The sequence below is a fragment of the Stenotrophomonas sp. 112478_Sma genome (assembly GCF_056479905.1).
The window spans coordinates 2,974,049-2,986,905 of record NZ_CM151072.1; the positions used below are offsets into that span (position 1 = coordinate 2,974,049).

Genomic DNA, 12,857 nt, shown 5'->3' on the forward strand with positions numbered 1-12,857 from the left:
GGGTGCCTGTGCCCCCGGACCGGACCTTTGCTTACGCGCCCTCGGCCTGGAGCCGCTCGATGAAGGCCTGCAGGCTCATGCTGCCCAGGTCTTCGCCAGAACGCGTACGCACCGCCACAGCCCCATTTTCCTTCTCGCGGTCACCAATGACCAGCAGGTAGGGCACGCGCTGCAACGTATGCTCGCGGATTTTATAGCCGATCTTCTCGTTACGCAAATCCGAGCTGACGCGGAAGCCTTGCTCCGCAAGGGTTTTGGTCACGCCCGAGACGTAGTCGGCCTGGGCGTCGGTAATGTTGGCCACCACCACCTGGGTCGGCGCCAGCCAGGCCGGGAACTGGCCGGCATGGTGCTCGATCAGGATGCCGATGAAACGCTCCATGGAGCCGACGATCGCCCGGTGCAGCATGACCGGGTGCTTCTTCTGGCTGTTCTCGTCCACGTACTCGGCGCCCAGGCGGCCGGGCATCATGAAGTCGACCTGCATCGTGCCCAGCTGCCAGGTACGGCCGATGGCGTCCTTCAGGTGGTACTCGATCTTCGGGCCGTAGAAGGCGCCCTCGCCCGGCAGTTCCTGCCACTCCACGCCGCAGCTGGCCAGCGCCGAGCGCAGTGCGCCCTCGGCCTTGTCCCAGGTGGCGTCATCGCCCAGCCGCGATTCCGGCCGCAGCGCGATCTTGATCTGGATCTCCTCGAAGCCGAAGTGCCGGTAGACCGCCAGCGCCTGCTGGTGGAAGGCGGTCACCTCGGATTCGATCTGCGCCTCGGTGCAGAACACATGGCCGTCGTCCTGGGTGAAGCCGCGCACGCGAAGGATGCCGTGCAGTGCGCCGGAGGGCTCGTTGCGGTGGCAGGAACCGAACTCACCGTAGCGGATCGGCAGGTCGCGGTAGCTGTGCAGGCCCTGGTTGAACACCTGGACGTGGCCCGGGCAGTTCATCGGCTTGACCGCGTAGGTGCGCTTCTCCGACTCGGTGAAGAACATGTTGTCCTGGTAGTTGTCCCAGTGACCGGACTTCTTCCACAGGCTCACGTCCAGGATCTGGGGGCAGCGCACTTCGCCATAGCCGCTGTTGCGATAGACCTTGCGCATGTACTGCTCGACCACCTGCCACAGCGCCCAGCCCTTGGGGTGCCAGAACACCAGGCCCGGCGCCTCTTCCTGCAGGTGGAACAGGTCCTGCTGCTTGCCGATGCGGCGGTGGTCGCGCATTTCGGCTTCCTCGATGCGCTTGATGTAGGCATCGAGCTGCTTCTTGTCGGCCCAGGCGGTGCCGTAGATGCGCTGCAGCTGCTCGTTCTGCGCGTCACCGCGCCAGTACGCACCGGAAATGCGGGTCAGCTTGAAGGCCTTCAGGAAGCGCGTGTTCGGCACGTGCGGGCCACGGCACATGTCCACATACTCCTGGTGGTAGTACATGCCCATGGCCTGGATGTCGTCGGACATGTCCTCGATCAGGCGCAGCTTGTAGTCCTCGCCACGCGCCTTGAAGATCTCGATCACTTCCGCGCGCGGCGTCATCTTCTTGATGACGTCGTAGTCCTGGGCGATCAGTTCACCCATGCGCTTCTCGATCGCGGCCATGTCGTCCGGGGTGAACGGGCGCTCGGAGTAGATGTCGTAGTAGAAGCCCTCGGCGATCACCGGGCCGATGACCATCTTCACGTCCGGGTACAGCTGCTTGACGGCATGGCCGACCAGGTGGGCGCAGGAGTGGCGGATGATCTCCACGCCCTCCTCGTCCTTGGCGGTGATGATGCGCAGGCTGGCATCGTGATCGATGACGTCGCTGGCATCGACCAGCACGCCATCGACCGAGCCGGCGATGGTCGCCTTGGCCAGGCCGGCACCGATCGACTGGGCGACGTCCATGACGCTGACGGGGTTTTCGAACTCGCGGCGGCTGCCGTCGGGAAGGGTAATGTTGATCATCGCAGTGGCTTCGTGCGGGGGCCCGCGCTGCGGGCTGGAAAGCGGCTCCGGGCAGGCGCCCGGGCAATAAAAAAGCGCCGCGAGGGCGCCTGGAACGCAGGGCCTTCGGGGGCAGGTCAACCGTGGGCGGTGGTAGTGCTCATGTCGCACGCTCGGCCGGCGCTGGGCGCGGGCCACCTTGTTCCAGTCAGGATAATGACTGCGATTTTAGACCAGTGCGCGGGAAAGCCCAAGCACTCCCCGTCGCGCCCCTGAATGGCCGTCGCTGGCAGCCTGAAATCGCAATGATTACCATATCCAGGCAGCCCGCCCCGTGCCAGCCTGCCCGCTTTCCCCCAGGACCTCGTGATGCGCCACCCGCTCCGACCGGCCTACGCCGGCCCCGCCCGTGTCCCGCGTTCGCCGCCCTCGCGCCGCGCAGGCTGCCGGCAATGATCACTGTCGGCCTTTCCACGCTCGGCTTCTGCAGCCTGGGCGTGCTGTCTGCGATGTTCTCGGCGACGGCCTTCTATGCCGCCTCGCCGCATTGCCGCTGGCCGCGCCTGCGCCGGGCTGGCCGGCTTGGCCGACAGATCGGCCTGGTTGCCGCTGCGGCCGCACTATGGCTGTGGATGGCCGAACTGGGCTTCGCCGCGGGGCTGGTGGCGATGCTGTGCACCTGGATGCTGGCGGCGATGCTGCTGCCGGCCATCGCCGCCTGGCACCGCCCCGGCGCGGAGCCGCGCTGATGTGGGCCCGCGCCCTCGCCGGCATCTTCGCCGGCTTCCTGCTGGCCGCGGCTGCCACCGGACTGGTGGCCTGGCTGCCGCCCGGCCCATGGCAGCACGCACTGGTACCGGCCCTGATCGCCTTCATCCCGCTGTGGATGCTGGCCGCCCTCTGGGCGTTCAGCTTCCGCCGCGCCGCGCACGCCTGGCTGGCCCTGGCCGGCAGTGCTGGCGCCGGCTTCGCCGTGCTCGGCCTGCTGCGCCTGGCCGGTGCGGTGCAATGAGACCGTCCCCATGAAGTTCTCCTCGCAGACGCTGCGAACGTTCACCACCCTGCACACCTGGGTCGGCCTGGTCGCCGGCTTTGGCCTGTTCGTGGCCTTCTATGCAGGCGCCCTGACCCTCTTCCACCATGACCTGCCGTTGTGGCAGACGCCGGGCGCGGCGACGGCATTGCCCGCGGACCTGGATGACGCACAGCACCTGCTCGAGGACGTGCTGGCAGCCCACGCGGAGGCACGCCGCCATGTCGGCATGACCTTCCCCGGCACCGACCATCCGCAGCCGCTGGCCTACTGGCAGACCGATGACGGCAGCTGGCGCTATGCGTGGCCGGGACACACCGACGGCAGCCCGACGCCGCCGCAGACCGGTCTGGCCGAACTGGTCAACGAGCTGCATTACAGCCTGGGCCTGCCAGTGGCCGGCGTGTATGTGATGGGCATCGTCAGCCTGCTGTACGGCATGGCCCTGCTCAGCGGCCTGGTGATCCACCTGCCGAAACTGCTGGGTGACCTGTTCGCGTTGCGCCCGGGCCGCAACCTCAAGCAGCAGTGGCAGGACGCGCACAATGTGATCGGCGTGCTCAGTCTGCCCTTCCATCTGATGTTCGCCGTTACCGGCGCCCTGCTCTGCCTGGCGTTCGTACAGATGGCACTGCTCAATCCGCTGATCTTCGATGGCAAACTGCTGCAGGCCGTGCCGACCGCGATGGATACCGCTCCGGTGCGCGAGGCCAGCGGCGTTCCGGCACCGCCGGGCAGCCTGCAGGTCCTGCATGCGCGCGCCCTGGAAGTGGCCCGCGCCCAGGGCGTGGCCAACTTCGAACCGGCCTATCTGAAACTGGCCAATGGTGGCGACGCCAAGGCCACCATCGAGATCACCGGCGAATCCACCGGCACGCTGGGCCCGCTGGGCGCGGTCGCCCTGGACGTGGCCACCGGCGACGTGCTGGCCACGCAGCTGCCGGGCCAGCGCGATGCCAATCACGCTACGCTGAGCGCCGCCTATGCGCTTCATTTCGGTGAGTTCGGCAACGGCGTGGTGGTCTGGTTGTACTTCCTGATGGGGCTCGGCGGCGCCTTCCTGTTCTATTCCGGCAACCTGCTGTGGATCGAATCGCGACGCAAGCGACGCCAGCCCGAGCAATCGCGTGCGGCCGTCAACATGGCGCGTGCCACCGTCGGTGTCTGCATCGGCCTGTGCGTGGCGATCTCGTTGGCGTTCGTGGTAGCGCTGGTGCTCGAACGCGCAGCACCCGCGGCGGTCGACCCGGGCATCCGTTGGGCCTGTTTCAGCAGCTGGGCCGCGTGCGCGCTGTGGGCATTCCTGCGCAGGCCCGCACAGGCTGCCCGGGAACTGCTGTGGGCCGCTGCGGCCGCGACCGCGCTGGTGCCGGTCGTGCATGGTGCATTGAACGGTGACTGGCTGTGGCGTGCCGCCGCTGCCGGGCACTGGCCGCTGTTCTGGATCGACGCCGTCGCCCTGGCGATGGCCTTCGGCTTTGCGCGCCTGGCGCTGGCCAGCCAACGCCGGGCGCGCAACGGCGACCCCAACAGCGTCTGGGCCGACTGACCGCCCCGCCGGGCCATGCCGGCGGAGCGCGGCGCCTTCAATCGCCCACGCGGGCCTTGTGCCAGGGCGCCAGCATCGCGTTGAGCAGGCTGGCCTGTTCATCGTCGCCGGTCAGCTCCCACATGAAGACACCGGCCAGCCCCTGTTCGCGGGCGAACTGCGCCCGCAGGCCGATCGAACGCGGGTCTTCATAGCTGATGAAGACGTTCTCCCGCGGGTTGTACAACCACGGGCTCTGCGCCTGCGGGTGCCAGTGCCTGGTCCAGCCCGGCTGATCGAGGTAACGCGCCTTGATCACCCGCCAGTCGCCGGCATCGGCCGGCGCACTGTAAGCCTGGTACAGGCCGTCGGCAGTCTCCCCGGTCACCTTGAAGCCGCGCCCGTAGAACGGCACGCCCAGCACCAGTTTGTCCGCCGGCACGCCATGTTCGCGGTAGTACTGCACCGCACCGGCCACGTTGTTCCAGCGCCGCAGTTCCGGCGCCAGCGGGTCGGCCGGCACTTCATGCAATGGCGCGTTGAAGGTCGACACGGCCGAAAAACCGGTACCCATGTCGTAGCTCATCAGGTTGATGAAATCGAGTATCCGGGCCAGCGCCGGCAGGTCGTAGCTGGCGGCGGGATCATAGGGGCCATCGGTCTGCAGCCGGCCAGCGGCCAGCGCGGCGGTCAGCAGCATCGGCTGCCCTGCCCTGCGCCCGTACGTATCGAGCGCGGTACGGAACGCCTGCGCCAGGCGCGTCATGTTGGCCCGGTCCTGCGGACGATGCGCCAGTTCCTTCGGGCCGCCACTGACCGGAAACTCCCAGTCGATGTCCACGCCATCGAAGCTGCCTGCGTGCCGCTCGAAGAACAGCGCCATGCAGGAGTCGACCAGGCGCCTGCGGCTGGCTTCGGTCAGCGCGGCATCGGAGAACCCACCGGCGCCCCAGCCGCCGATCGAGATCAGCGTGCGCAGATGCGGATGCGCTTTTTTCAGGTCAGCCAGCTCGGCAACGTTCTTCGATGCGTCCGCACCGATCACGCATCGGCCGTCTTCGATGGTGGAGAACGCGTAGAACAGATGCGTCAGGCGCTCGGCTGGAATGCTCGAAACCGGATAGCGCCCGGCCGAGCCACCGGGGTAGTAGGCGCCGAAGATCGGCGACTGCGCCGGCGCAGCGTGCACTGCGCCGGGCACGGCAGCGGTGACGAGTACGGCAAGGACGGCCAGGGTCTGGCGGAACATGGGATCTCCCGGTTCGAAGGCGCAGCCACGGTAGCAAACCGATCACGCCCCGGCGCGGCTTCATCGAATGTCGTCCACTGGACAGGCACGGACGCCCGCAGGATGACATCGGCATGTCCCTGACGCCCCACGGCAGGACAGCGCGCTGCCGTCGCCGGTACTGACCCTTCAGAATTCTTCAGACACGCTTCCAGCACTTCAGCGAAGGACCGGGCTCAATCCAGTCTCCTTTCCGATGGAGCCCGACCATGCGTCCGTTGATGTCCTTCCTCCTTCTGCTGCTGCTGGCATTCATACCCCACACCACCGGCGCCGCAACGCCTGCCTCCGTCCGCCTGCCCGCCTTGGAGCAGGCCATCGCCCGCGATGACCTCAAGCAGATCCGCAGCGTGCTGCTGCAGGTCGACGGCAACGTCGTCTACGAGGGCTACTTCAACGGCGCGGACGCGGGCATCCTGCACGATGTGCGCTCGGCCAGCAAAAGCGTGACCGCACTGCTGATCGGCGCCGCCATCGGCGAGGGGGCGTTGCCGGGCGTGCAGGCCCGGGTCTACGACTACTTCCCCGGATTCACCGCGCGCCACGTCGTCGACCCGCGCCTGCGCGCCATCACCCTGCAGGATCTGCTGACCATGAGCAGCCTGTGGGAATGCGACGACGAGAACCCGTTCTCGAGCGGCCACGAAGAGCGCATGTACGTGAGCGAGCGCTGGCTGGACTTCGCCCTGTCCCTGCCGGTGAAGGGCTTCGCGCCCTGGATGCAGCGACCGGAGGACAGCCCTCATGGCCGTTCCTTCGCGTACTGTACGGCCGACTCGTTCGTGCTCGGCGCCGTGCTCGAGAGGGCCACCGGCATGCCACTGTCGGACTATGCCGCCCGGGCACTGGAGCGTCCGCTGGGCATCACCGAGAGCCACTGGAACCGTTCACCGGAGGGCATCGGAATGGGAGGCGGCGGCACGCGCTACCGCAGCCGCGACCTGGCGCGGCTGGGGCAGCTGGTGCTGGATCAGGGGCGCGGCAATGGCCGGCAACTGGTTCCCCGTGATTTCATCGCTGCAATGATCCAGCCACAGGCCCGCACTGGCGATGGCAGCGAGTACGGCTACCAATGGTGGGGCCTGCAGCTGACGGTGCAGGGCAGGCAGCGGACCGTGTGGGCGATGTCCGGCAACGGTGGCAATTATGTCTTCCTGATTCCTGACAGGAATGCCGTGGCCGTAGTCACCAGCCAAGCCTACAACCGCAGCTTCGCCCATCCGCAGTCGCGGCGGATTCTCACTGAGTTCCTGCTTCCGGCACTGCGCTGAGACCGGACAGATCGGAGGGTCGCCATGCGGCGGCGAGGACCTGCGCGCGCTGCCTGGCGACATCCGCATCGATACGCGCCAGCAGCGGCCCCCACTCCGGCGCGCTGCGCAGCGGAGCATACAGCGGCGTGGCACGCAGCCATGCCGCATCGCGGAAGCCATCGTCCACCGCCTGGTGCAGCGCGGCCACGGCGGCCTTCGCATCACCCACCGACTGCAACAGCAGAGCCCGCTCGAGCGCAGCATCGGCCCAACCATCACCACTCCCCGCCGGCAGGCGCTGCAATCGCGCACGTGCCCATGCCGGATCGATGGCCGTCGATCCGTACAGGCCCGCCAGCGTCTCTCCCAACGATTGCTGCGGCCGCAGCCGGTGCGCCGTCGCGAACGCCTCGGCCGCCGCCGCGGTGTCACCGGCCAGCAATGCCAGTTCTCCCTGTAGGCGCAGCAGCTGGGGGTGTGGTGTGCCACGCGTCAATGCGATGGCCAGCTCCTCCCGGGCGCGCCCGGCGGCCCCGGCAACGTACAGGCTGCGCGGCCACGCGATGTTGGCGAACACGTTGTCCGGGTAAAGCTGGAAGTTGCGCGCATGGCGCTGCGCTGCCGCCTGGGTGAAACCGAGCAGTTCCATTTCGCGCGCCACCTGCACATCACGGAAGCGGATGCGTTCGGGTGCCTTGAGTGCGAGGTTGGCGCGCAGCGCCAGCGACAGGTGGCCCTGCTCCTGCTGCAGGTAGGCCAGCGATGCGCGGGTGCGCTCGTCCGCAGGATCGAGCTGGATCGCGCGCACGTAGTCGGCTACCGCATCGTCCATCCGCCCAAGGCAATCATGCGCATACCCGCGCAGGGCGTACGTGGCACCGTCATGCGGCGCCCGTGCACGTTCGGAGTTGGCCAGCGCCAGCGCTTCGTGCATCTGCTGCGGAGAACCGTTGAACAGGCATCCCTGCGCCGACAATGCACGTGCCAGCCCACGCCGGGCCGCGCTGGATTCTGGATCGACCTGGAGTGCCTGGCGGTAGAGGGCGATCGCGCGTTCGTTGTTGCTCGCCTGGCCGATGCCGGCGTAATAGTCCGCGCGCTGCAGCAGGGACGTGGCTGCGGCGGGCGGAGCCTGGTCCGGCCACGCCAGCACCGCCACCGCCAACCCGCCCACCGCCACCAGCGCTGCAGCCCACCACCAGCGCCCTCGTGACGATCGGATCACCGGCGGCGGTGCCATCGGTATCGGTGCGGCGCACAGCTGATAGCCGCGCCCGCGCACCGAACGGATGTAGCGCGGCCGACGGCTGTCATCGCCGAGTGCCTGCCGCAGCAGTTTCACCCGCTGACTGACCGCATCCTCACCAACCACCGCAGGTGCCCAGACCTGGGCCGCCAACGTGTCGAAATCCACCACACGGGTGCCGTGTGCAAGCAGCACGTCGAACAGGGTCCAGCTCAGGCCACTGATGGGCAGGGCCTCACCGGCCCGGCTCACGCGCTGCGCCGGGCGGTCGATGTCCAGGTCGAGCAGGCGCAGGAGGTCCATGACAACAGCATAGCGGCAAGCCCGCTCAGGATGCCGGACAAAGAAAAAGCGGGCCGAAGCCCGCTTTCTCATTCCAGCGATGTCAGCGTCGGTGCTCAACCCGGGTTGACACCTGCCGTGATCGACCGTGGGTCGATCATTCGGCGCTGGCGCCCTCGCCTTCTTCCACGGCCTTCATCGACAGGCGGATACGGCCCTGCTTGTCGACTTCCAGCACCTTGACCTTGACCACATCGCCTTCCTTCAGCTTGTCGCCGACCTTCTCGACGCGCTCGCTGGAGATCTGCGAGACGTGGACCAGGCCGTCCTTGCCCGGCAGGATGGTGACGAACGCACCGAAGTCCATGATCTTGGCGACCTTGCCTTCGTAGATGCGGCCCGGCTCGACGTCCGAGGTGATCTGCTCGATGCGGGCCTTGGCGGCCTGGGCAGCGATCGCGTTGACCGACGCAATGACGATGGTGCCGTCATCCTGGATGTCGATCTGGGTGCCGGTTTCCTTGGTGATGGCCTGGATGGTCGAGCCACCCTTGCCGATCACTTCGCGGATCTTGTCCGGGTGGATCTTGATGGTCAGCAGGCGCGGCGCGTAGTCGGACAGTTCCGAACGCGGAGCGGTCAGGCCGTGGGCCATTTCGCCCAGGATGTGCAGACGGCCAGCCTTGGCCTGCTGCAGCGCCTGCTTCATGATCTCTTCGGTGATGCCTTCGATCTTGATGTCCATCTGCAGGGCAGAGATGCCCTCAGCGGTACCGGCCACCTTGAAGTCCATGTCGCCCAGGTGATCTTCGTCACCCAGGATGTCGGACAGGACGACGAAGCGGTCGCCTTCCTTGACCAGACCCATGGCGATACCCGCCACCGGGGCCTTCACCGGCACGCCGGCGTCCATCAGGGCCAGCGACGAACCGCAGACCGAGGCCATCGACGAGGAACCGTTCGACTCGGTGATTTCCGAGACGACGCGGATGGTGTACGGGAAGGCTTCCAGCGACGGCATGACAGCCAGCACGCCGCGCTTGGCCAGGCGACCGTGGCCGATCTCGCGGCGCTTCGGACCCATCATGCGGCCGCACTCACCCACCGAGAACGGAGGGAAGTTGTAGTGGAACAGGAAGTTTTCCTTGTACTCACCGGCAACGGCATCGATGACCTGACCGTCGCGGGCGGTGCCCAGGGTGATGGTCACGATGGCCTGGGTTTCGCCGCGGGTGAACAGCGAGGAGCCGTGGGTACGCGGCAGCACGCCGGTCTTCACGGAGATCGGGCGGACGGTATCCAGCGCACGGCCGTCGATGCGGACCTTGGTGTCCAGCACCGAGTCGCGCATGGTGCGGTATTCCAGTTCGCCGAATTCCTTCGACAGCTCGGCCGGGTTCCAGCCTTCGGCAGCCACGCGGCCGGCCAGGGCTTCGACCACGTCCTTCTTGATCGCCGAGATGGCATCGCGACGCTGCAGCTTGTCACGCACCTGGAAGGCTTCGCCCAGGCGCGGGCCGATGGCTTCCTTCAGGGCGGCGATCAGCGCTTCGTTCTTGGCCGGGGCTTCCCAGGTCGACGGCTTGGTGCCGGCTTCGACGGTCAGCTCGTTGATCGCGTTGATGACCTTCTGCATTTCGCGGTGACCGAAGGTCACGGCGCCCAGCATCACTTCTTCCGACAGCAGCGCGGCTTCGGATTCGACCATCAGCACGGCGTTGGAGGTACCGGCAACGACCAGTTCCAGCTGCGAGTCAGCCAGTTCACTGACGGTCGGGTTCAGGATGTACTCGCCGTTCTTGTAACCGACCTTGGCAGCGCCGATCGGACCCATGAACGGAGTGCCGGCCAGAGCCAGGGCCGCCGAAGCACCGATCAGGGCCGGAATGTCACCGTCCACGTCCGGGTTCAGCGACATCACCGTGGCGATGATCTGCACTTCGTTCTTGTAATCTTCCGGGAACAGCGGACGGATCGGACGGTCGATCAGACGCGAGATCAGGGTTTCCTTCTCGGTCGCACGGCCTTCGCGCTTGAAGAAACCACCCGGAATACGGCCGCCGGCGTAGAACTTCTCCTGATAGTCGACGGTCAGCGGGAAGAAGTCCTGGCCTTCGCGCGCGCTCTTGGCGGCGACGGCGGTGACCAGCAGTACGGTGTCGTCCATCTTGACGATGACGGCGCCGCTGGCCTGACGGGCGACTTCGCCGGTCTCAAGCGTGACGGTGTGCTTGCCGTACTGGAAGGTTTTGGTGATTTTTGCCACGGAGGGTGTCCTTGGGGATGCTGTCTGCGAATTTGGACCGTCGGCGACCCTTGCCGCCAGCGGGTGACCGGATCGTTCCGGCCTGAATCGGGGATTGCGGTACTACAAAACAAAACCGCGGCGCATCGCTGCGCCGCGGGGGATTCGTTGCTTAGCGACGCAGGCCAAGCTTCTCGATCAGGGCCTTGTAACGCTCGACGTCCTTCTTCTTCAGGTAGTCGAGCAGGCTGCGACGGCGGTTGACCATCTGCAGCAGGCCGCGGCGGCTGTGGTGATCCTTCTTGTGGGTCTTGAAGTGGCCGGTCAGCAGTTCGATGCGGGCGGTCAGCAGGGCCACCTGGACTTCCGGGGAGCCGGTGTCGGCGGCGCTGCGCTTGTTGTCTTCAATGACCTTCTGGGTGTCGATCGACATGTCTTTTTCTCAGTGATGCGTGGCCGGCAGGAACGCGCTTCGCGCACCGCCAGGCTCGCCGTGGACTACAGGGATGAAACCTACGCGGGGCAGGCTGCCAGAAAATGGCCGCGAAATTGTAACGGCCAGGGGCTCCGGGGACAAGGACCGAGGCTGAACCGCCCCGCCCTGCTCAGAGGTTGAAGCGGCGCTGCGGGGCCAGCAGGCCACTATCATCGACCTGACCGAGGCCCTGGACAGCGGCGTCCGGACCGAACACCGCCACCAGACCGCGCGGCCAGCCGGCATCGCGCAACCGCTGCCCCATGCAGAACCGTTGCGTCTGGCCGGCGTCCAGCTCGACCCGCGGATACCCGGCCAGACCGTCGGCCAGCGGCAGCAGCAGCGCATCCATGGCCGCCAGGTCGCCCGTTTCGACCATGGCCCGCAGCTGGTCCAGGGTGACCATCGCCGGCTCGCGGAACGGCTCCACCCACAGCCGGCGCAGGGCGCTGATGTGCGCACCACAGCCCAGCGCCTCGCCGAGATCACGCGCCAGGCTGCGGATGTAGGTACCCGAGCCACAGGTGACGCGCAGGCGCAGCCGCTCGGGCTGCTGTTCCAGGACCTCGATGGCATGCACCTGGACCTGCCGCTCCGGCGCCTCGATGGCGTCGCCGCGGCGGGCCTTCACGTACAGCGGCTCGCCTCCCTGCTTCAGCGCTGAATAGATCGGGGCCCGCTGGCGGATGCTGCCGGTCAGCGGTGCCAGCGCGGCCTGCAGGACGTCAGCAGTGATCTGCGGCACCGGGCGCTGCAGCAGCACCTCGCCTTCGGCGTCATCGGTGTCGGTGGTCTGGCCGAGCACGATCTCGGCGTCATAGGCCTTGGCCGAGCCCAGCAGCAGGCCGGCGATCTTGGTCGCCTCGCCGAAGCACAACGGCAGCAGGCCGGTGGCCAGCGGGTCGAGACTGCCGGTATGCCCGCCCTTCTCGGCACGGAACAGGCGGCGCGCCACCTGCAGGGCAGCGTTGGAGCTCATGCCGGTCGACTTGTCGAGCAGCAGGATGCCGTCCAGGCGGCGGAACTGAATTCGGGTCATGACAGATACGGGTGTAGCGCCGGACCATGCCCGGCAAGCGCGCGGCGCGGCCTGCATCAGACATCGCGCAGCCGGAATGCAGCAACGCCGGGCATGCCCGGCGTCGCGCGGTTATTCTTCGTCGCTCTCGCGGCGCTTCTCGGCAGCCACGGTGTCGGGCAGATCGCGCAGGATGTTGTCGATGTGCTCGCCCCGATCAACCGAGTCGTCGTAATGGAAATGCAGCTCCGGCACGTGACGCAGCTTCATCGCCCGGGCCAGGTCCATGCGCAGGCGATAGCCCAGTTCCTTCAGGCCGGCCACCGCTTCGGCCGAACGTTCCGGCATCAGCGCGGTGACGAAGACCTTGGCATGGGCCATGTCGCGGGTGATTTCCACGTCGGACACGCTCACCGAGGGCAACCCGTGCTCGCGCACGGCGTTGTGCACCAGGGTGCCGAGTTCACGGCGCAGCTGGGCGGAGACACGGTCGGTTCGATGGAAAGTCTTGGGCACGCGGTCGGGCTCTTGAATTGAATGTGACCCGACCAAGGTCGGGCCCTACCGGGAGAGACGG

The 12,857-nt window shown here is 67.2% G+C and carries 11 protein-coding genes; 4 read left to right on the forward strand and 7 right to left on the reverse strand.

Translation table 11 applies throughout. The annotated features are described in order from the left end of the window. Nucleotides 1-31: 31 nt before the first annotated feature. A complete protein-coding gene (gene thrS / locus ACZK08_RS13655) occupies nt 32-1,933 on the reverse strand; it encodes a threonine--tRNA ligase (RefSeq protein ID WP_065175534.1) in 1,902 nt (633 codons plus the stop codon). A 431-nt stretch (nt 1,934-2,364) separates the two neighbouring features. Here thrS and ACZK08_RS13660 point away from each other — a divergent pair, with 431 nt between their 5' ends. Genes ACZK08_RS13660 through ACZK08_RS13670 form a run of 3 tightly spaced genes read left to right on the forward strand, consistent with a single transcriptional unit; the run spans nt 2,365 to nt 4,494 of the window. After that, complete coding sequence (locus ACZK08_RS13660; RefSeq protein WP_053518685.1) at nt 2,365-2,661, forward strand: hypothetical protein; 297 nt, start codon at nt 2,365-2,367, stop codon at nt 2,659-2,661. Next, the gene (locus ACZK08_RS13665) at nt 2,661-2,924 is read left to right on the forward strand and encodes a hypothetical protein (RefSeq protein ID WP_053518684.1); all 264 of its coding nucleotides are present in this window, start codon (nt 2,661-2,663) and stop codon (nt 2,922-2,924) included. Before ACZK08_RS13660 ends, ACZK08_RS13665 begins: the two co-directional genes overlap by 1 nt. Nucleotides 2,925-2,934: 10 nt before the next feature. Then, a complete protein-coding gene (locus tag ACZK08_RS13670; RefSeq protein ID WP_065181861.1) occupies nt 2,935-4,494 on the forward strand; it encodes a PepSY-associated TM helix domain-containing protein in 1,560 nt (519 codons plus the stop codon). 37 nt (nt 4,495-4,531) lie between these two features. Here the strand turns inward: ACZK08_RS13670 and ACZK08_RS13675 are convergent, their stop codons facing one another. After that, nucleotides 4,532-5,722: a glycoside hydrolase family 18 protein gene (locus ACZK08_RS13675; RefSeq protein WP_065181860.1), complete on the reverse strand. Its 1,191-nt coding sequence runs from the start codon at nt 5,720-5,722 to the stop codon at nt 4,532-4,534. A gap of 260 nt (nt 5,723-5,982) precedes the next feature. Here ACZK08_RS13675 and ACZK08_RS13680 point away from each other — a divergent pair, with 260 nt between their 5' ends. Then, nucleotides 5,983-7,032 carry a serine hydrolase domain-containing protein gene (locus ACZK08_RS13680; RefSeq protein ID WP_231107756.1) on the forward strand — a complete coding sequence of 350 codons (1,050 nt, stop codon included), beginning with the start codon at nt 5,983-5,985 and terminating at the stop codon, nt 7,030-7,032. Here ACZK08_RS13680 and ACZK08_RS13685 read toward each other — a convergent pair. The 5 genes from ACZK08_RS13685 to rbfA all read right to left on the reverse strand — a co-directional run bounded on the left by ACZK08_RS13685 (nt 7,001) and on the right by rbfA (nt 12,796). Continuing rightward, nucleotides 7,001-8,563 (reverse strand): winged helix-turn-helix domain-containing protein, encoded by a 1,563-nt coding sequence (locus ACZK08_RS13685; RefSeq protein ID WP_065181859.1) that lies wholly within the window; start codon nt 8,561-8,563, stop codon nt 7,001-7,003. The genes ACZK08_RS13680 and ACZK08_RS13685 overlap by 32 nt on opposite strands. Before the next feature lie 136 nt (nt 8,564-8,699). Further along, nucleotides 8,700-10,808 carry a polyribonucleotide nucleotidyltransferase gene (gene pnp, locus ACZK08_RS13690; protein ID WP_053518678.1) on the reverse strand — a complete coding sequence of 703 codons (2,109 nt, stop codon included), beginning with the start codon at nt 10,806-10,808 and terminating at the stop codon, nt 8,700-8,702. A gap of 151 nt (nt 10,809-10,959) precedes the next feature. Continuing rightward, nucleotides 10,960-11,220 carry a 30S ribosomal protein S15 gene (gene rpsO / locus ACZK08_RS13695; RefSeq protein WP_005417886.1) on the reverse strand — a complete coding sequence of 87 codons (261 nt, stop codon included), beginning with the start codon at nt 11,218-11,220 and terminating at the stop codon, nt 10,960-10,962. Nucleotides 11,221-11,392: 172 nt separating this feature from the next. Beyond that, nucleotides 11,393-12,301, reverse strand: a complete 909-nt coding sequence (gene truB / locus ACZK08_RS13700; protein WP_065181858.1) for a tRNA pseudouridine(55) synthase TruB — start codon at nt 12,299-12,301, stop codon at nt 11,393-11,395. Nucleotides 12,302-12,412: 111 nt separating this feature from the next. Next, nucleotides 12,413-12,796: a 30S ribosome-binding factor RbfA gene (rbfA, locus tag ACZK08_RS13705; RefSeq protein WP_053518676.1), complete on the reverse strand. Its 384-nt coding sequence runs from the start codon at nt 12,794-12,796 to the stop codon at nt 12,413-12,415. Nucleotides 12,797-12,857 lie beyond the last annotated feature (61 nt).

What these genes read in the sequence shown, in the direction of transcription:
- ACZK08_RS13675 (WP_065181860.1), bottom strand. Translation starts at nt 5,722, where the DNA reads ATGTTCCGCCAGACCCTGGCCGTCCTTGCCGTACTCGTCACCGCTGCC.
- truB (WP_065181858.1), bottom strand. Translation starts at nt 12,301, where the DNA reads ATGACCCGAATTCAGTTCCGCCGCCTGGACGGCATCCTGCTGCTCGAC.
- ACZK08_RS13670 (WP_065181861.1), top strand. Translation starts at nt 2,935, where the DNA reads ATGAAGTTCTCCTCGCAGACGCTGCGAACGTTCACCACCCTGCACACC.
- thrS (WP_065175534.1), bottom strand. Translation starts at nt 1,933, where the DNA reads ATGATCAACATTACCCTTCCCGACGGCAGCCGCCGCGAGTTCGAAAAC.
- ACZK08_RS13680 (WP_231107756.1), top strand. Translation starts at nt 5,983, where the DNA reads ATGTCCTTCCTCCTTCTGCTGCTGCTGGCATTCATACCCCACACCACC.
- ACZK08_RS13685 (WP_065181859.1), bottom strand. Translation starts at nt 8,563, where the DNA reads ATGGACCTCCTGCGCCTGCTCGACCTGGACATCGACCGCCCGGCGCAG.
- rpsO (WP_005417886.1), bottom strand. Translation starts at nt 11,220, where the DNA reads ATGTCGATCGACACCCAGAAGGTCATTGAAGACAACAAGCGCAGCGCC.
- ACZK08_RS13660 (WP_053518685.1), top strand. Translation starts at nt 2,365, where the DNA reads ATGATCACTGTCGGCCTTTCCACGCTCGGCTTCTGCAGCCTGGGCGTG.
- ACZK08_RS13665 (WP_053518684.1), top strand. Translation starts at nt 2,661, where the DNA reads ATGTGGGCCCGCGCCCTCGCCGGCATCTTCGCCGGCTTCCTGCTGGCC.